Consider the following 18,184-nt stretch of genomic DNA (forward strand, 5'->3'; position numbering starts at 1 on the left):
CCTGGGCGGTGCCGCCGCGGGCACAATGGCCACCGATCCCCACCCCCGTCCGCCCATCCGGAACCCGAGGAGTGGCATGTCCACCGTTACGGCTCCCGCCTGGTCCTTCCGGCACCACTGGATGGCGCAGGTGGCCACCCACGCGACCATGCGCCCCGACAAGCCCGCGCTGCGCCACCTCGGGAACACCACGACGTGGTCCGAACTCTCGCGCCGCTCACTGAAGTTGGCCGCAGCGCTCTCGGATCGCGGTATCGGCACGGGCGACCGCGTGGCGCTTCTGACGCTCAATCACCCGTGGTTTGTGGAAAGTGTGGTGGCCGCCAACAGCCTCGGCGCGATGGCCGTTCCGCTCAGCTTCCGGCTCGCACCCCTCGAACTCGGCTACATCCTCGCCGACTGCACCCCGTCCGCCGTGATCGTCGACGCCCGCCTGCTCCCGCTGCTGCGTGCGGTCCCGGCGGCGGCGTCGATCGGCACGGTCGTCGTGATCGGCGGGGAGCCGGAGGGTCCGAGCGACCAGCAGGGCGCTCACGACGGCGAGTTCGCATACGAGGACTTCCTCGCCGCACAGGAGCCGATCGAGCTCCCCGACATCCCCGAGGAGTCCACGGCGCTGATCATGTACACCTCGGGCACCACCGGGCAGCCCAAGGGCGTGATGCTCTCCCATCGCAATATGCAGGTGCAGGCGATCACCTGCATCCGGGCGATGGAGGTCTTCGACGACTCGGATGTCGGCTTCCTGACCGCACCCTTCTTCCACATCGCGGGCCTGGGCTCCATCGTCGCGAACATCCTGGTCGGCGGCACGGTCGTGATCCACCCGCTCGGCGCCTTCGACCCGGCGGCCGTCCTCGACGCGTACGAACGCGAAGGCGCCACCGTGGTGTTCAACGTGCCCCAGCAGTGGGACCTGCTCTGTGCCCAACCCGACATCGACAAGCGGGACTTGAAACTGCGCGTCATCAGCTGGGGAGCCGCGCCCGCCAGTGACACGACGCTGCGCGCGATGGGCGAGGCCTTCCCGGACGCCCTGAACGTGGCCGTGTTCGGCCAGACCGAGACCTCGCCGATCACCTGTGTGCTGCGCGGGAAGGACTCCCTGCGCAAGCTCGGCTCGGTCGGCCGGCCGATCCCGACCATCCAGTACCGCATCGTCGACGCGGAGATGAATGACGTCCCCGTGGGCGAGGTCGGCGAGATCGTTTACCGCGGTCCGACGGTGACCAAGGGCTACTGGCTCAAGCCGCAGGAGACGGCGGACGCCTTCGAGGGCGGTTGGTTCCACTCCGGTGACCTGGTCAGGATGGACGAGGAGGGCTTCGTCTGGGTGGTCGACCGCAAGAAGGACATGATCATCAGCGGCGGCGAGAACATCTACTGCGCCGAGCTGGAGAACGCCATCGCCGCGCACCCGTCGGTCCTCGAGGTCGCGGTCATCGGCCGACCCGACGAGCGCTGGGGGCAGATACCGGTCGCGTACGTGACGCTCGCACCCCAAACCGCCCTGTCTCTCACGGAGTTGACCGGTTTTCTCGACGGAAGGCTTGCTTCCTTCAAGATGCCCAAGGATCTTGTGGCGACGACCGGGCTCCCGCGCAACGCGGGCGGAAAGGTCGTCAAGCCCGCCCTGCGCACCCAGGACGAGAACCGGGTGTGACCACGCGCACCCCCATCCCTTCGAACTCTCCCACCTACGAGGACGGTTCCATGCAGCTCGACCCCCGCCAGCAGGCGGCGCTCACCGCGATCTGCGACACCTTCGCCCCGGGGGACGGTGCGCAGATCCCGTCCGCGAGCGCGCTCGGGGCGGTGCCCCTCGCCGAGGCCCTCGTACGGAACATGCCGCGCGTCCAGGACCGCAAGCAGGTCGCCACCCTGCTCTCCCTGTGGGATTCACGCCTTGCCGGACTGTTCCTCGGCACCGGCGGGCGCCGCTTCTCGCAGCTGTCGCCGGCGGACCGCGAGGCACTGCTGCTGCGCATGGGAGACGCCCCGTCGGAGCGCAAACGCGTGCTGTTCCAGGCGCTGCGCTCCCTCGCGACCTCGGCGTATCTGCTGGCCCCGGGGACGGCCGACACCTCGCCGGTGTGGGAGGCCATCGGCTATCCCGGCCCGCTGGGCAAGCGTGAGGACGCACCCCGCCCCCGCCTCAACCCCCTCTCACCGTCCGCCGACACCACCCTCGACTGCGATGTCGTCGTGGTCGGCTCCGGCGCCGGCGGAGGCACCGCGGCCGCCGTCCTCGCCGGCGTCGGACTCGACGTGGTCGTGCTCGAACGCGGTGGATACTTCGACGACGCCGACTTCGACGGCGGCGAGGCAACGGGCCTCACCAACCTGTACGCCTCCGGTCCCGCGGCCACCGCGGAGGGCCAGATCGCCCTCGTCGCGGGGTCCTGCCTCGGCGGCGGCACGGTCGTGAACTGGACGACGTCCTTCCCCACGCCCGCAGAGATCCGCGCGGAATGGGCGGGCCTCGGCGCCCGGCAGTTCGCGGAGAAGGAGTACACCCAGGCCATCGAGGCCGTCATGGACCGCCTGTCCGTGAACAACGACCACTCCACCGCCTCCTCCCGCGACGCCGTGATGGAACGGGGCCTGCGCGCCCTCGGCTGGCACGTGGACGCGATGCCGCGCAACGTCGTGGGCTGCGACATGGGCACCGACTGCGGACGCTGCGGCTACGGCTGCCGGCTCGGCGCCAAGCAGTCCGTCACCAAGACCTGGCTCGCCGACGCCGAGGCCGCCGGCGCCCGCCTGGTCATCAACACCTCAGTTCGTACAGTCGAGTTGAAGCAGGGCCGAGCCGTCGGCGTCCGCGGGGTCACGTCCTCCGGGCACTCCGTCACGGTGCGCTCCCGCGCCGTCGTGGTGGCCGCGGGCGCGATCCAGACGCCCGCGCTGCTGCGCCGCTCGGGCTTCAAGGACGAGACCATCGGCCGCTACCTGCGCCTGCACCCCGCCACCGCCGTCTGGGGCGTCTTCGACGAGGAGATCCGCCCGTGGGAGGGCGGCCTGCAGACCCGCTACTCCCGCGAGCACAGCGACCTCGACGGCCAGGGCCACGGAGTCATCTACGAGACCGGACCCGGCAACCCCGCCGCCCTGCAGGGATTCATGAACTGGCGCGGCGCCTTTGCCCACCTCGGCGCGCTCAAGGACCTGAGCCACACCGCAGGAGTCGGCGTCATCACCCGCGACCGCGACAGCGGCCAGGTCAAGGTGGCACGCGACGGCGAACCCGTACCGCACTACCGGCTCTCGGAGTACGACACCGCACACCTGCACGCCGGAGTCGAGGGCGCCACCAGGATCCTCGCCGCCGCGGGCGCCCGCCGTATCTACTCGGCCCACCAGTCGGGCCCCGCGTACGAGCCCGAACGCAGCGGCTCGTACGAGGAGTTCACCGCCGCCTGCCGCAGGACCGGCTACCGCCCCGGCCGCTGCGCGATCGCCGCACTGCACATCATGGGCACGGCCCGCATGGGCGGCGACCGCACCACCAGCGCCACGGACCCGGACGGCGCGACCTGGGAGGTGCCCAATGTCGTGGTCGCCGATGCGTCCTGCTTCCCGACCTCGTCCGGGGTGAATCCCATGATCTCCATCGAGGCGATTGCGTATATGAACGCGACGAGGCTGGCGGAACGGCTCGGCGGCCGGGGGTGATCCACGGCCGGCCCGCCGCCCGGCCGCCGCGCGACCTCGGCAGGTGATTCTTCGTCCTTGGCGGACAGGATTCCTCCCCGACTGGCAGGATCCGAACGTCGGGTGATCGGCAACGAGGGCGGGGGCATCATGCCGGGACTTGAGCTGACTACGGTCGTCGATGCGATACGTGAGCAACTCGCGCAATCCATGGAGAGATCCGTGGGGCAGCGGATCCAATTCGAGCTCGGTGACATCGAGTTGGAGTTCGCTGTCACGGTGACCGAGGACGACCGGCGCGAAGGCGGCGTCAAGGTGTGGGTGGTCGGCGCGGGCGCAAGCCGCGGCAGTTCCACGGCCAGCGAGCACCGCGTCAGGCTCGTGCTCAAGCCCAAGGACACGCAGAACGGCGGCAGGCCACCTCACGTTTTGGACCCTTCGGTTTCAGGGCTCCCCAGGTAGGCGGCCGTGATCGACAGCCGAGTCGTGGAGGTGTGGTGCGAGGGCGGCTACGGCTCGGGCTATCTGGTGGGCCCGAACCATGTCCTGACCGCCCTGCACGTGGTCGCCGACGGGGTGCGCGCGACGGACGGGATCTTCCAGGAAGCTCCTCGGGCCGTAAGCAACCGCAAGGGACTCAAGGTGCGTTCGGCGGCCGGCGGGGACTGGTGCGAGGCCGAGGTGGTCCGGCCGGGACCTGGAGGCACCGATGCCGACGACGTGGCCCTCCTGGAGACGGAGCGACCACTGACGGAGGTGCTGAGAGGACGCGAACCAGGGGTCCGCTGGGGGCGGTTGAGCACGCTCTCCACCGATGTACGGTGCGAGTTCACGGGGTACGCGGCCGTCCAGTCGTACGCGACGGAGACCCCCGGGACCGTGGTCAGAGACCTTGAGCGGATGCCGGGCAGCATCGTTCCCGGCACCGGCAGGCGGGCCGGTTACCTCTTCGTACGGCCTGACCACTCCCTGGGCCCGGCCTCCTGGCAGGGCATGTCGGGTGCGGCGGTGCTGAGCCACGGACTGGTGACGGCGGTCGTCCTCGCCACCGGGCCCGCGGGCGACGGCCGGCTGATCTGCCGCCCGGTCGACACCCTGCTCGCCGATCCGGGCTTCCGGGCCGCACTCGACGGCGAACCGGCGGTCGAACCAGTGGAGTTCAGCCCGTTCCTCGGCCGTGGCAGGCGTGGTCGCACCGGCTCCTTCTCGCCCGTCTCGCTGCTGCAGGCCGAGAACAAGGCGGCCCGTTTCCATGGGCGCGAGGACGAGCTGCGGCAGCTCGTGAACTGGTGCGCAGAGGAGACAAGCCCACTCCTTCGCATGGTCACCGGGCCCGGCGGGCAGGGCAAGACCCGCCTCGCCCTCGAGCTGACCACACGCCTCGGCGCCGACTGGAGCTGCGGCTTCCTGGACGCGACGACCGCCGCGGACAACGTCGCCGTCGCCGCGCTGATCAAGCAGGCCGCCCGGCCCACACTCCTCGTCGTCGACTACGCCGAGACCCGGCCGCGCAGCGGACTCGACCGGCCCGGGCAGATCGAGGAACTCGTCGACGCCATGGCCTCGGCGCAGCACGGAACGCCCCTCAGGCTGCTCCTCATATCCCGTTCGGCGGGCGACTGGTGGGAGCAGATCCGTCGCCAGGCCGGCGATCCGGTGCACGCCGCCGAGGTGGCGGAACTCGCCCCGCTGGAGCGCTCACCGCAGGGCAGACGGCAGCTCTACGAGGATGCCTGGACGGACTTCGCCGTACGCCTGGAGACCGCACTGCCCGACTGGCGGCGCCCCGATCCGACTCCACCCGATCTGCGGCACGAGCGCTACGACACGGCGCTCGCCGTCCAGATGGAGGCGCTCGCCGCCCTGCTCGAGCCCGCACGCGATATCGGCGACCGCCGGGCCGAGGAAGTGATCCTGGACCATGAGGAGCGGTACTGGAGCAAGGCGGCGAGGGCCGCGGGCATCCAGGTGCACGAGCGCACCCAGCGGCGGGCCGTGGCCGCGGCCGCGCTGTACGGCGCGGCCGACGAACCGCAGGCGGAGCGGCTGCTCGCCGCGCTGCCCGGCCTGTCCGCCACTGACGAGGACCAGCAGCTGCGCATCCGCCTCTGGCTCAAGGATCTCTATCCCGCGCCGAGTGGCGAGTCCGCGGCGTACTGGGGCTCACTGCAGCCGGACCTGCTCGCCGAGTACCTCGTGGCGGACGAGCTCAGACGGGGCGCAGACCTGCTCGGGACCGTGGTCGCGCACTGTGTGCCTCAGCAGATACGCAGGGGACTCACCGTGCTCGCTCGGGCCGGGCTCCACCAGAGCGATGTCGACGACCGCGTCCGGGCGCTGGTTCCCGCGCTGGGGGAGAACCTTCCGGAGGCGGTACGGGTCGTCGCGGAGACCGAGCATCCGGGGCCGCTGCTCGACGCGCTGACGGCGCTTGACCGAGGACGCTTCGGCACGGAGGAACTCGCCCGGATCGCCGAGGCGATACCGCTCCACAGTCAGCGGCTCGCACACTTCGCCGCCGAGGTCGCCGCGGACATCACAGCTCACTGGCGCAGCGCCGCTGCCGCCGATGGATCGCAGGCGAACCGGCGCCGGCTGGCCGAGGCGCTGCAGGACGAGAGCGCGCGGCTGGAGGGCGTGGGCCGCCGCGGGCTCTCCCTGCGCAACCTGGAGGAGGCCGTCGCACTACGGGAGGCGCTGCCGGCCGACAGCGCGGAACACAGGCTCGAACTGGCATCCCTGTACCAGGCGTTGACGGTGGAACTGGCGGTGAACGGGCGCACGGAGGACGCGGCCCGGTGCGCCCAGCAGGCCTTCGAGACCCTCAACTCCCTCGAGGACGAGGATCTTCCGCTGTGGAACCTGCTCCGTGCAGTCGGCACGCTCGGGCTCCGGTTGATGGAACTGGGCAGGACCGAGGAGGCGGTGCAGCGCATCCAATGGGTCGTGGACTCGTACGACGGGATCATCGCCGCGACCGAAGCCGAACACCCCGGGGAGCAGGAAGCAACCTTTGACCTGCGTGCCGATCGTGCTCGGTGGCAGGCGAACCTGGCGATGGCGCTGCACCACGCCGGCCGCCACGAGGAGGCGCTGGCCGAGGGCGAACGGGTCGTGGCCGTCCGCCGTGAACTGGCCGCGGTGCGCCCGGACATCCATCTGCCGGGCCTGGGCCTCTCCCTGCACAACCTGGTCGGCTTCCGCTCGGTGGCGCGCGACCCGGGAACCATGGCGGCCGCGTTCGAGGCGGTCGAGGTCTACGAGTCCCTCACCCTCGCCAACCCCGCGGCCCATCTCCACCATTTCGTCTCGGCGGTGCGCAGCTACATGTCCCTCAGCATCAGGGCCTCCGACGACGACTGGGGCCAAGTGACGCGGGTGACCACGCTGGTGAGCCGGCTCTACGGGCAGCTGCGGGAGTCCAAGCCCTGGGTGTATCTGCCGGCGCTCGTGGCGACCACGCATCTGCCGGGCACCGGCTCGGACGGTGCGGAGAAGGGCGTACACATGATCATGGACCGTGGCACCGGCGAGCCCCGCGATCTGAAGCAGGCGGACGAAGCCGTCAGCATGTACCGCAACCTCTGCAAGATCGACCGGCCGCTGTACGAGCCTTACCTCTCACGGGCGTTGACGACGCTGGCCGACCACCTGGACGCGGCACGGGACCCGGCCGGTGCGCTGACGGCGATCGAAGTGCTGGTCGAGCTGAGGCGTGCGCCGGCGGGCGCGACCGGCAAGGCGTCGGACCGGTCCGACGAGCAGCGTTCCTACCTGCTGTGGGCCGTGAACGACGCGTTGAGGCGGCTCGCCGAGGCCGGACGGTTCGACGAGGCCGTGCCGTATGCCCGCGAACTCGTCTCCGTACTACGGGAGTTCAAGGACCGGACCGGCGTCGAGTGGCGGCGGGACATGGCGGGCGCCCTGTACACGCAGTTCAACATGGTGGAGGAGTCGTCCGAGCCGCAGTACGTCCTCGAGGAGATGGTGGAGTTCGCGCGGCTGTGCGACGGGCTCGTCGACGACCTCGGCAACGACTTGCTCGACGCGTTCGGGGTCAAGCTCGCCGGCCTGATCGGGCTGGCCACGGAGAACGATCAGCCGAAGGCCGCGGTGGACCTCGCCGAGACGGCGTACCGGCTCGCCACCGCCCTGTACCGGCGCACCCGGGAAGGCGGGGGACGGGGTCTGATCCCGCCGCTGCTGATGCTCGGTGAGTGCTACCGGCTGGCCGGGCGGGTGGGCGACGCGGTCCGCGCGGTGGTGCAGGGCATCGTGTACGCGCGCCAGTTGGGGCTGTCCGCCTTGGAGGCTCAGGCCTGGCAGGTCCTGGGCCTGGCCGCGCGGGCGAACCGGCAGGAGGCGGAGGCCGCGTGGTACGCGACCGTCCAGGATGCTCCGTTCCCCGAATTCCGTTTCGGTGAGAACGGGTGATCAGTAGGTTGGGGCGTCGACCCGCCGGAGCGAAAGTGAGTTGTCCATGACCCGTGCGATCGGTGAGGCGGCCGCCCGGCGCCAGGCGAGGAACTCCGCCGCCTTCTGGGCTGCGACCGGGAAGTCCCGTGGTCACGAGGTGGTGCACCGCCGCGGGTTCCTCGCCGTGCTCGGTGACGAGCGGGCCGGGACGCGGTTCCTGGTGCAGGAGCCCGATCTCGGCCCGGCGGAGCTCGCCGAGCTGACCGAGCTGGCGGAGCGCGCGAGGGGCCCGGTGGATGCCGAGGACCCGTTCGGCGCGACCGACCTCGGCCATCTGGGCTCGAGGAACTGGCAGATGCCGGTGATGGTGCGCGAGCCGGGTCCTGTCGCCCCGCCCGCGATGGACGTGATCCGCGTACGGCGGCCCCACGACCTGCACGCTGCCGAGCGGATGGTGATCGCGGGTTTCGGGCTCGACCGGTTCGAGCCCCACCGCCCCGGGGAGTTGTTCCCTCCGGCGCTGCTCGAGCAGCCGGGCGTGGACGTGTTCCTCGCCGTGCTCGACGGTGAGCCGGTCGGCGCCTGTGTCACCGTCGTCGACGAGGGGATCGGCAGCCTCTACTGGGTCGGCACTCCGGCCGAGCACCGCTCCCGCGGTGTCGGGCGGGCCGTCATGCTGGGTTCGCTCGCGCCCATGGCGGATCTGCCGGTGACGCTGACCGCCTCACGGCTCGGCCGGCCGCTGTACGAGTCGCTGGGCTTCACCGCCCTCACTGACTCCACCTGGTGGGCCTCCAAGTGAAGGTAACCCCCGTATTCGCAACGTGAGTTGGCCCGTACGGAAGTGTTCGCCCGGTCGTACGCTCCGGGCCGTATCGCCCTTGGCATGCCCGCGCTAGCTTGCGCGCCATGACTCCCCACCACGCGCACTCCTGCGACCACGGGCACGACCGCGACCACGGGCACGGCCACGCCGACCCCGCCACTCCGTACGGCCATGTCGACCACCACCACGGAGGCGTCGCGAGACGGGCCCTGCTGTCCTCCGCCGGCGGGCTCCTGATGCTCGCCGCGATGCCCGGCAGCGCGCGGGCCGCCCATGCCACCCGGGCGGGCTCCGCGGTGCCGCTCGTCGCCGCCTCGCGCACCTCGAAGCTCACGCAGGGCACGACGCTCGTCCATGCCGATATGCACAACCACACCGTGATGTCCGACGGTGACGGCTCGGCGCAGGCCGCGTTCGGGTCGATGCGTGAGGCCGGGCTCGATGTCGCGGCGCTCACGGATCACGCGACCCTGTTCGCCATCGACGGGCTGAGCTCGGGGGAGTGGAACACGCAGGGGCAACTGGCGGATGCCGCCAACGATCCGGGGCAGTTCACGGCGGTGCGCGGCTTCGAGTGGTCGAGCCCGCTCGAAGGCCATATCAACGTCTGGAACACCGGCGACTTCGCCGATCTGCTCAGGGCCGCGGGCCCCGGCAACCTGTACAACTGGCTGGCGGCCCGGCCCGCGGGTCTCGCGAGCTTCAACCACCCCGGGCGTGAGCCGGGCCGGTTCAACGAGTTCGCCTTCAAGCCCTCGGTGCTCCAGCAGATGGTCGGCCTGGAGATGTTCAACCGCACCGACGACTACCTTTTCGAGGGCTGGTCGTCCGGCAAGGCCTCACCCCTGTGCGTCTGCCTCAACTCCGGGTGGCGGCCCGGTCTCACGGGGGTCACCGACGAGCACGGCACCACCTGGGGGTTCCACGAGGGCAAGGGCCGCAGCGGTCTGTGGGTCACCGAGAACACCCGTGCCGCCGTCTTCGAGGCGATGCGGGCCCGGCGCTCGTTCGCGACCCGGGTCTCCGGGCTGCGGGTGGACGCCACGGCCAATGGCGTACGGATGGGCAGCGTCATCCCGCTCGCCTCCGGCGACGTCCGCTTCCTCGTCGACATCGACCGGGGCCCCGACTGGGACGGCAAGCCCCTGCGGGTCCAGGTGCTCCGGCCCGGTACGCGGGTCCCGACGGTCGTCGACGTGGTCGACACGGTGAACGGCGCCGTCGCCGACCTCACCGTGCCGCTGAACGCCGCCGACGGCACCTGGGTGGTCCTGCGCATCTCCGACCCGGCCGTGGCCAACGGCACCCCGGGTCCGGCGGGCCATGCCTGCAACGACTTCGGAGTCGCGTATACGAGTCCTTGGTGGCTGGGGTCCTGATCCGGACTTCGTGCTTGCGGCGCCCTACTGCTGATCCGGGCGCCGCAGCTCGCCGAGCAGCCTGCTCGCGGAGTTGAACGCCTGCCTGCACGATCCGGCCGTGGGCCCCGCCCCGGCCGCGTCGGCCGTCCTTCAGGCGCGCAGTCCACCGGCCTCTCCGGCCCGCGACTCGGTCCACCGGCTTCTCCGGCCCGCAACTCAGTCCACCGGGCTCCCCGGCTCATCATGCGTAGCGCAGTGGATCCCCCCGCCCCCGGAGGCGATCGTGTCGATGCGCACCGGCACGACGTCGCGCTGCGGGAAGTGTTCCTCGAGGATGCTGCGGGCGCGGCGGTCGGCCTTGCGGTCGCCGAACTCGGGCAGGAACACCGAGTCGTTGGCCACATAGAAGTTGGCGTACGTCGAGACGAAGTCGTCGCCCTCGCCGGTGATCTCGTACAGGTCGGGCTGCGGCAGATCGACGATCTCGAAGGGCCGGCCCTTGGCGTCGGTCGCTTTGCTCAGCACGGCCTTGGCCTGGTCGGCCGCGCGGGACCAGGAGTCGGCGGGGGTGTCCGGGTGGGCGCGGTCGAGGAGGGCCACGCCGGGCTCGGTGAAGCGGACGAGGCTGTCGACGTGGGCGTCGGTGATGTCCTCACCGCGCACTCCCTTCAGCCAGATCACCTTCTCCACGCCCAGGGTCTCCTTGAGTTCGGCCTCGATCCGGTCCCGGCTCTTTCCCGGGTTGCGGTTGTCGTTGACGATCGAGCTCTCGGTGACCAGGAGCGTGCCCTCGCCGTCCGTCTCGAAGGACCCGCCTTCGGACACCAGGGGCGCCTTGCGCCGCGGGATGCCGTACCTGCTCAGGAGGGTGGCGGCCACCAGGCCGTCGTTCGGGTGCTCCTGCTTGTCGCCCCAGCCGTTGAAGCGGAAGTCGACGCCGGTGACCTTGCCGTCGTCCTCCACGAACACCGGCACCGTGTCACGGGCCCACAGGTCGTCGACGGCCAGCGGGATGACCTCGACTTCGCGCCCGCACGCCTTCTGGGCGGCGGCCTGCTGGCCGGGCCGGGCCAGCATCACCACGTACTCGTACTCCGCGACGGCCCGCGCGATACGGGCGATGTCCTCGCGTACGGAAGGGAGATCCTCACCCCATACCGACGTGAGGGCGGGCCAGGACATGAACGTACGGGCGTGGCTCTCCCACTCGGCGCCCATCCGCAGTCCCTTGGCCGCGGTGTCCTCACCGGGCCCGCTCGGAGCGGGCGTCGCCTCGTCGCCGGACCGGCAGGCCGAGGTGCCGAGCACCGCGGCGCCGAGCGCGGTGGCGGCCCGCAGGGTCGAGCGGCGGGAGGGGAGGAGGGGGGACACGCGGAGCTCCGATCATCGTGCAGGGCTGAACCGGCCGAATGTGGCGATCATGCCCGCAATCGCCGTCGCCCCCAGGAAGAGCGCGGCGCGCATGGCGATCGGTTCCGTCCCCCTGGCCCATCAATGCCACCGGCACGGGCACCGACACCGGCACCGGCATCGGCACGGCCGCAAGGCGCCGCCCGTCATACGGCGCCCAGCGCGCCCCGGCGGAACAGGCGGGGATTCACTGGTCCGTCGCGCAGGATCGTGTCCTGGAGGTCCTTGAGTTCGCGGGTCAGGTCGAGGCCCAGCTGGGCCGTCATCCGTGCCCGTGCCGACGACAGGACGTTCAGGGCGTCCGCGCGGCGGCCGCATGCGTAGAGGGTTGCGGCGCGGAAGGCCAGGAGCTTCTCGTGCTGGGGGTGCGCCTCGGTGAGGCGGGCGAGCTCCGCGGCCAGCGGCCAGTAGTTGCCCAGCTCGAACTCGGCAGCGACGTGCAGGAGTTGGGCCGTCAGATGGAGTTCGCCGAAGGAGGCGCCGACTCCGTGGCGTATGCGGTCGGATGCCACGTCGTCGAGCACGGCGCCCCGCCATTCCGTGAGGGCGAGCGAGGCGAGGCGTGACACCTCCTGCGGGGCCGTGGCGCGCTGGGCCCGGTCGAGGAGGTGGGTGAAACGGTGCAGGTCGACCAGCTGGGGGTCGCCGGCCAGGGTGTACGTGGAGCCGCTGCGTAACAGCTGTACGGATCCGTCGCCGCCGCCTTGGCGCAGGCTGGCCCGTAACCGGCAGACGTCCACGTACAGATCGGCCCGGGGGCGCGGACGTTCGTCCTCGTCCGCCAGCAGATCGATGAGCCGGTCCATCGGCAGCGGGCGGCCGATCTCCACCAACAGCAGGCCGAGCAGCAGGCGTTCGCGGCGGCGGCCGATGGCGGTGGGGCGTCCGTCGACGGTCCATTCGACGGTGCCGAGCACTCTGAACTGCGACCCCGTGGCAAGCATGGCCGCATCATGCTCACCTCGTCATGTTCCTGGCAAGATCTTGGCATTCTCCCGACAGGCACCACCTTTCACACTGATCCCTCCTGCATCTGCGCCCATCCGCGCCAGGGGGTTGGAACGTGCCTTTCGTCATCGCCGGTCTGGTGCTCGTCGGCACCATCGCCGCGCTCAACGTGGTCCTGCTCGTCGTCATCCTGCGCCGCTGGCAGGAGCTCGAAGCCGTACGCCGCCGTGACGGCTTCGCGGGCCAAGGTCCCCAACCGGGCGACCTGCTACCGGAGTTCAGCTCCACCGCGCTGAGCGGCAGGACCCTGACCCGGGACGGCCTGCGCTCCGGGGAGCTGCTCCTCGGCGTCTTCTCGCACGACTGCCCGTCCTGTACGGACAGCCTCCCGGACTTCGCCGCGCAGGCCGACCTCGCCCGTGCGTCGGGCGGCCGGGCCGTGGCCCTCGTGATGGGGGAGGAGGCCGGTGACAGCGCGCTGACCGGTCTGCTCGCCGACACCGCGGACGAGATCGTGGTGCACCCCGAGGCGTCCTCGCTGTTCCGTGCCCTGCAGGTGCCCGCGTTCCCCACGATCCTGCGCTACCGGGACGGTGTGGTCACCGCTCCCTTCGCCGCCGACCGCGAACCGGTACCGGCGGCCTCCTGAACCCCGGTGCGGTCGCGGATCGCGGCCGCACCGCGGAGTACGTCCATCCCCACTCACAGGAAGAGGAGAACCATGCGCACACTCAAGGCCGGTGCCGGCCGCCTGATCGAGCGGATCCTGCCCAAGGCCGAGGCGGAGGCCGGCTGCCCGCCGGACTGCTGGACGGAGTGGAGCACCAGCGCCCAGCGTTGTCGTCGCTGCTGCTACACGGCCCGGTGCGGCGTGAGCTGCGGTAGCTGGGACTACTGCTGACACCCGCGGGGCGGGCCGCGTGCGGCCCGCCCCGTTCCGTCCGCGCCCGGCCCGCGAACCCACCTCCCCGGAGTGACCCTTGTCCGACCTGCTGCTCGTCTGCCGTCTGACCCTGATCTGCGTGCTCGCCGTGGCCGGCCTCGCCAAGCTCCGCGACCGCCGCCGGTTCGCCGCCGCACTCGCCGGCTTCACCTTCGTGCCGGCCGGTGCGAGACCCGCGCTGGCGGTCCTGGTCCCGGTGGCCGAACTCGCCGCCGCCGTACTGCTGGCCGTGCCCGGGACCCTCGCCGCCGGTCTGGGCCTCGCCGCCGTCCTGTGCGCGGCGTTCTGCGCGGTGGCCTTCGCGGCGATGCGGCGCGGCACCGCCGTAGGCTGCCCCTGCTTCGGCAGCAGGACCACGGTGCCGATGGGGCCCTGGCACATCGCCCGCAACGCCGTCCTCACCGCGCTCGCGCTGCTCGGCGGCGCGATCGTTGTCGGCCAAGGAGCCTCGACTCCCTTCAGCATCCCGGCAGTTGCCCTCGCGGCGGCCGCCGCCGGCTACCTCACGGTGTTCGCCGTCTTCACCGACGACCTCGCCGCGTTCTTCTCCGCCCCGGCCGGGCAACGCTGACCTGCCTTGGCCGGGCAACGCAGACCCGCCCCGGCCGGGCAACGCTGACCTGCCCCGTGCCGCCCGGCTCCCGCCACCCCGCCACCCCGCCGCCCCCGCCGAAAGGACGACCACCCGTGAGCTACGCCATCGCCGGCCTCGCCCTGCTCGCCGCGATCACCCTCGCGAACGCCCTCCTCACCGCCGCGGTCGTCAAGCGCTGGCGGGCCGCCGTCACCGCACCTGCCGCCGGGGCGCAGGCCGCCGCGCCCTCCGGGCCGCCCGCCCTCGCCGTACAAGAGGGCGACCGGGCGCCGGAGTTCACGCTGCACACACCCCAGGGCGCTCTCACCGCGTCCGACCTGACCGGCCACCCGGCACTCGTCTGCTTCCTGCGCCCCGACTGCGGCCCCACCCGCGAGAGCCTCCCCGCCGTCCAGCGGTGGGCGGAGGCTAACGCCCCCTCGGGCGCGCGGGTCGTCGCCGTCATCAACGGGGCCCCCGACGCCGCCGGACCGCTGCTCGAAGCGGTGGGCCCGTTCACGGAGTTGACGGTCGTCGAAGCGCCGAACGGTCCGCTCGCCGAGACCTTCGGCGTGCGCCACCACCCGTCCTTCGTCCTCCTGGACGCGGACGGAACCGTCACCGAGACAGGCATCGGGAACGGCTCCCTGACGGCGCTCGACCTCGTCACCGTATGAACGACCGCACGAAGGGCGCGAAGGAACAGAAGGGCACGCCTTCCGCACCGAACCGGGGCGAGCCCGAGCAGCGCCGGGCCGGCGTACTGCGCGGTCTCACCGCCGTCTTCGCGCTCACCCTGCGGGCCTGCCCCGGTGCACTCGCCGCCCGCGTGGCCACCGTCGTCATCGCCGGCGCGGCCCCCATCGCCGCGTCCTGGCTCCTCAAGTACGTGGTGGACCAGCTCACTTCGCAGCAGGTCCGGGTCGCCGACCTCACCTGGGCCGCCGCCGGGATCGGCCTGCTCACCGTGCTGCTCGCCGCCGGCTCGTCCGTCGGCTCGTATGCGGACGCCCGCATCCGGCGCGCCACCGCCACCCGTGCCCAGAGCGAGCTGCTCGAGGCCGTCAACCGGCTCAGCGGCCTGTCCCGGCTCGAACAGCCCGCCTTCCACGACCGCCTCCAACTCGCCATCCAGAGCGCGCAAGGAGCCGAGCGCCTCGTCGGCGCCGCACTCCAGGGCGCGCAGTCCCTCCTCACCCTGCTGGGCTTCCTCGGCAGCCTGCTGCTCATCAGCCCCACCCTGGCCCTGATCGTGGTGGCCGCCGCCGTCCCCGCTCTCTTCGCCCAGCTGGCCAACAGCCGCCACCGCGCGGACATGTTCTGGCGCACCAGCAATCTCGCCCGCCGCCAGATCTTCTACCGGGGGCTGCTCACCGACACCCAGGCCGCGAAGGAGATCCGCCTCTACGGGCTCGGCTCCTACTTCGCCCAGCGTCTGCGCGACGATCTGGACGGCATCAACGGGCAGGAGGAGCACCTCGACCGCCGCCTCGTCCGCCATGAGACGGCGCTCGCCGTCCTCGGCGCGGCCGTCTCCACCGGGGCGCTCGTCTGGGGCGTGCACCAGGCCGCCACGCACGCCCTGACCGCCGGCGACGTCTCGCTGCTTGTCGCCGCGCTCGCCGGAGTGCAGTCCTCCCTCATCGGCCTGGTCGGATGCATCGCCCAGAGCCACCAGACCGCCTTGCTGTTCGGCCATTTCCTGTACGTCACGCAGGTCGAGGACGACCTCCCCGCACCGTCCGCCCCGATCGAACCGCCGCCCCTGAGCCGGGGGATCGAGCTCCGTGACGTGTGGTTCCGCTACTCCGACGACGGACCGTGGATCCTGCGCGGCGTCGACCTGACCATCGCGTACGGCACGAGCCTGGCCGTCGTCGGACTCAACGGGGCCGGCAAGAGCACCCTCGTGAAACTGCTCTGCCGGCTCTACGACCCGCAGCGCGGCAGCATCCTGTGGGACGGCACCGACCTCAGGGACATCCCCGCCGACCTGCTGCGCCGACGGATCAGCGTCGTCTTCCAGGACCCCATGGAGTACGACCTGACCGCCGGCGAGAACATCGGGCTCGGCGACCTCGACGCCCTGCGCGACCCGGCCCGTATCCACGCCGCCGCCGCGGACGCGGACATCCACACGGCGCTCGCCCGCCTCCCGCAGGGCTACGACACCATGCTCAGCCGGATGTTCTTCCCCGACGACACCGAAGAGAGCGCCCCGGGCGTCCAGTTGTCGGGCGGCCAGTGGCAACGGCTCGCGCTCGCCCGGGCCCTGATGCGCTCCGGACGCGACCTGATGATCCTCGACGAGCCAGGCACCGGCCTCGACGCGGTCGCCGAACGCCATATCCACGACCGGCTCACCGCACTGCGCCAGGGCGCTACCAGCATCCTCGTCTCGCACCGCATGGGCACCGCACGCGCCGCCGACCACATCGTGGTCATCGCCGACGGAACCGTACGGGAGGCAGGCACGCACGAGGAGCTGATGTCCCTCGGCGGCGCCTACGCCGAGCTGTTCACGACGCAGGCCGAGGGGTACGCCGTGGAGCAGAGTGCCGAGGAGACCGTCCGGTGACCGCGGCGGTGCTCCTCGCCTCGGCCGGACTGCCGCTGCTCGCGCTGCTGTTGCTGCGCGGGCGCCTGGTGGCCGTGACCGTCCGCGGGTACAGCATGTCGCCCACGCTCATGCCCGGCGACCGGGTCCTCATGCTCCGCGGCCGGCGCCGTATCGCCCCCGGACGGATGGCCGTCGTGGTCGCCCCCCACCCCGAGCACGGCTGGCGGCCACCCGCCGGGGACACGCCCACGACCTGGTACGTGAAGCATGTCGTGGCCGTCGCCGGAGAACCCGTACCCGACTGGGCCCACCGGTGCGCGGGACCCCGCGTACCCTCGCGCATGCTCGTGCTGCTCGGCGAGCAGCCGGGCTCGTCGGACTCGAAGCAGTGGGGCTACTGCCCCGAGGACAAGGTCATCGGCACCGTCTTGGTCCGGCTCCGGGCGGCCGAACGGGCGGATGCGCCCGCCGCACCCGTCGCACCCGCCGCACCCGCCGCGCCGGACGCCCCGGGAACCAGGCCCTAGTTCACCTCGGGCATCGGCAGATCCAGCCGTCCGAGCCTGACCGGGTCGCTCACCACCGAGATCTCGGTGATCCGGCCGTCCGCGACCGTGAACGCGAGCACCGACATGACCCGGCCGTCCGCACCCCAGGCGACAAGCCCGAGGCGGCCGTCTACCAGCGCCGGGCGCCCGACCGTGGCGCCGCCCGCGCCGAAGCGGGCGTTGGCCGCGACCTTGGTGGCGCCGAGGACCACGACCGGCTCGCCCCCGGTGTCGACGCTCAGGCGGACCTCGGGGTCGAGCACCCGCAGGAGGTCGTCGAAGTTGCCGCTTCGGGAGGCCGCAAGGAAGGCGCGGACCACCGCACGCTGTTCGGGCCCGGTCTCCTCGGGACGTTCGGCCGACTGCACCTTGCGCCGGGCACGGCTGGCCATCATCTTCGCCGCGTCGGTGGACTTGCCGAGGATCCGGCCGATCTCGTCGAACGGCACCGCGAACAGGTCGTGCAGGACGAACGCGAGCCGCTCGTTCGGCCCGAGCGACTCCAGGACGACCAGGAGCGCGGCCCCGACCGAGTCGGCGAGCGCCGCGGTCTCCTCGGGAGCGGGCGCGGGGTCGGTTCCGAGGGTCACCACGAGCTCCGGCAGCTGATCGTCGTACGAGGCCTGGGGGTGGGTCTTGCGTGAGCGCAGCACGTCGAGGCTGAGCCGGCTGACGACGGTGGTCAGCCAGCCGCCCAGGTTGTCGATGGCCGCGGTGTCCTGCCGCGCGAGGCGCAGCCAGGCCTCCTGGACCACGTCCTCGGCGTCCGCATGCGAGCCGAGCATCCGGTGGGCGACCGCGTGCAGCCTGCCGCGCTGGTCCTCGAAGGCCTGCGCCACGGGCTCGGCCGGGCGGGGTTCGGGCATGTTGTTACCTTCCTCGGGAGTGCTCCGTCATGGGTGATGACGGGCCCGAACGGGTCCGGGTAACGAGTGAGGAGCATC

15 protein-coding genes are annotated in these 18,184 nt (G+C 71.7%); 12 read left to right on the plus strand and 3 right to left on the minus strand.

All coding sequences use genetic code 11. The features are described 5' to 3' along the window. The first annotated feature begins 76 nt into the window (after positions 1 to 76). The 6 genes from JAO81_RS00435 (at position 77) to JAO81_RS00460 (ending at position 10,275) form a co-directional block, all read left to right on the plus strand. A complete protein-coding gene (locus JAO81_RS00435; protein WP_199545678.1) occupies positions 77 to 1,663 on the plus strand; it encodes a long-chain-fatty-acid--CoA ligase in 1,587 nt (528 codons plus the stop codon). 50 nt (positions 1,664 to 1,713) lie between these two features. After that, positions 1,714 to 3,675, plus strand: a complete 1,962-nt coding sequence (locus JAO81_RS00440; RefSeq protein ID WP_199545679.1) for a GMC family oxidoreductase N-terminal domain-containing protein — start codon at positions 1,714 to 1,716, stop codon at positions 3,673 to 3,675. Positions 3,676 to 3,777: 102 nt separating this feature from the next. Continuing rightward, the gene (locus JAO81_RS00445) at positions 3,778 to 4,116 is read left to right on the plus strand and encodes a trypco2 family protein (protein WP_199545680.1); all 339 of its coding nucleotides are present in this window, start codon (positions 3,778 to 3,780) and stop codon (positions 4,114 to 4,116) included. A gap of 6 nt (positions 4,117 to 4,122) precedes the next feature. Then, complete coding sequence (locus JAO81_RS00450) at positions 4,123 to 8,088, plus strand: trypsin-like peptidase domain-containing protein (protein ID WP_199545681.1); 3,966 nt, start codon at positions 4,123 to 4,125, stop codon at positions 8,086 to 8,088. A 46-nt stretch (positions 8,089 to 8,134) separates the two neighbouring features. Continuing rightward, a complete protein-coding gene (locus JAO81_RS00455) occupies positions 8,135 to 8,872 on the plus strand; it encodes a GNAT family N-acetyltransferase (protein ID WP_199545682.1) in 738 nt (245 codons plus the stop codon). 107 nt (positions 8,873 to 8,979) lie between these two features. After that, positions 8,980 to 10,275, plus strand: a complete 1,296-nt coding sequence (locus tag JAO81_RS00460) for a CehA/McbA family metallohydrolase (RefSeq protein ID WP_199545683.1) — start codon at positions 8,980 to 8,982, stop codon at positions 10,273 to 10,275. Positions 10,276 to 10,473: 198 nt separating this feature from the next. Here the strand turns inward: JAO81_RS00460 and JAO81_RS00465 are convergent, their stop codons facing one another. Next, positions 10,474 to 11,628 carry an agmatine deiminase family protein gene (locus JAO81_RS00465; RefSeq protein ID WP_199545684.1) on the minus strand — a complete coding sequence of 385 codons (1,155 nt, stop codon included), beginning with the start codon at positions 11,626 to 11,628 and terminating at the stop codon, positions 10,474 to 10,476. A 185-nt stretch (positions 11,629 to 11,813) separates the two neighbouring features. Further along, complete coding sequence (locus JAO81_RS00470) at positions 11,814 to 12,611, minus strand: AfsR/SARP family transcriptional regulator (protein WP_199545685.1); 798 nt, start codon at positions 12,609 to 12,611, stop codon at positions 11,814 to 11,816. A gap of 119 nt (positions 12,612 to 12,730) precedes the next feature. Here JAO81_RS00470 and JAO81_RS00475 point away from each other — a divergent pair, with 119 nt between their 5' ends. The 6 genes from JAO81_RS00475 (at position 12,731) to JAO81_RS00500 (ending at position 17,219) form a co-directional block, all read left to right on the plus strand. After that, on the plus strand, positions 12,731 to 13,264 hold the full coding sequence (locus tag JAO81_RS00475) for a hypothetical protein (protein WP_199545686.1): 534 nt from the start codon (positions 12,731 to 12,733) through the stop codon (positions 13,262 to 13,264). A gap of 72 nt (positions 13,265 to 13,336) precedes the next feature. Beyond that, positions 13,337 to 13,516: a hypothetical protein gene (locus JAO81_RS00480; protein ID WP_199545687.1), complete on the plus strand. Its 180-nt coding sequence runs from the start codon at positions 13,337 to 13,339 to the stop codon at positions 13,514 to 13,516. Positions 13,517 to 13,595: 79 nt separating this feature from the next. Continuing rightward, complete coding sequence (locus tag JAO81_RS00485) at positions 13,596 to 14,129, plus strand: MauE/DoxX family redox-associated membrane protein (protein WP_199545688.1); 534 nt, start codon at positions 13,596 to 13,598, stop codon at positions 14,127 to 14,129. A 116-nt stretch (positions 14,130 to 14,245) separates the two neighbouring features. Further along, positions 14,246 to 14,809, plus strand: coding sequence for a TlpA disulfide reductase family protein (locus tag JAO81_RS00490; RefSeq protein ID WP_199545689.1), 564 nt, complete (start codon positions 14,246 to 14,248; stop codon positions 14,807 to 14,809). Then, positions 14,806 to 16,710: an ABC transporter ATP-binding protein gene (locus JAO81_RS00495; RefSeq protein WP_199545690.1), complete on the plus strand. Its 1,905-nt coding sequence runs from the start codon at positions 14,806 to 14,808 to the stop codon at positions 16,708 to 16,710. The genes JAO81_RS00490 and JAO81_RS00495 overlap by 4 nt, the downstream gene beginning before the upstream one ends. Next, positions 16,707 to 17,219 carry a S26 family signal peptidase gene (locus JAO81_RS00500; protein WP_199545691.1) on the plus strand — a complete coding sequence of 171 codons (513 nt, stop codon included), beginning with the start codon at positions 16,707 to 16,709 and terminating at the stop codon, positions 17,217 to 17,219. Before JAO81_RS00495 ends, JAO81_RS00500 begins: the two co-directional genes overlap by 4 nt. On the opposite strand, the gene JAO81_RS00505 is transcribed toward JAO81_RS00500, so the two are convergent. Then, positions 17,216 to 18,106, minus strand: coding sequence for a sigma-70 family RNA polymerase sigma factor (locus JAO81_RS00505; RefSeq protein WP_199545692.1), 891 nt, complete (start codon positions 18,104 to 18,106; stop codon positions 17,216 to 17,218). The genes JAO81_RS00500 and JAO81_RS00505 overlap by 4 nt on opposite strands. Between the last annotated feature and the right edge of the window lie 78 nt (positions 18,107 to 18,184).

It is taken from the genome of Streptomyces sp. N35 (genome assembly GCF_016464295.1).
Taxonomy (GTDB): Bacteria; Actinomycetota; Actinomycetes; order Streptomycetales; family Streptomycetaceae; genus Streptomyces.

Excerpts from the sequence above, each read along its gene's own strand:
- JAO81_RS00435 (WP_199545678.1), top strand. The coding sequence starts at position 77 with ATGTCCACCGTTACGGCTCCCGCCTGGTCCTTCCGGCACCACTGGATG.
- JAO81_RS00440 (WP_199545679.1), top strand. The coding sequence starts at position 1,714 with ATGCAGCTCGACCCCCGCCAGCAGGCGGCGCTCACCGCGATCTGCGAC.
- JAO81_RS00455 (WP_199545682.1), top strand. The coding sequence starts at position 8,135 with ATGACCCGTGCGATCGGTGAGGCGGCCGCCCGGCGCCAGGCGAGGAAC.
- JAO81_RS00460 (WP_199545683.1), top strand. The coding sequence starts at position 8,980 with ATGACTCCCCACCACGCGCACTCCTGCGACCACGGGCACGACCGCGAC.
- JAO81_RS00470 (WP_199545685.1), bottom strand. The coding sequence starts at position 12,611 with ATGCTTGCCACGGGGTCGCAGTTCAGAGTGCTCGGCACCGTCGAATGG.
- JAO81_RS00480 (WP_199545687.1), top strand. The coding sequence starts at position 13,337 with ATGCGCACACTCAAGGCCGGTGCCGGCCGCCTGATCGAGCGGATCCTG.
- JAO81_RS00495 (WP_199545690.1), top strand. The coding sequence starts at position 14,806 with ATGAACGACCGCACGAAGGGCGCGAAGGAACAGAAGGGCACGCCTTCC.
- JAO81_RS00505 (WP_199545692.1), bottom strand. The coding sequence starts at position 18,106 with ATGCCCGAACCCCGCCCGGCCGAGCCCGTGGCGCAGGCCTTCGAGGAC.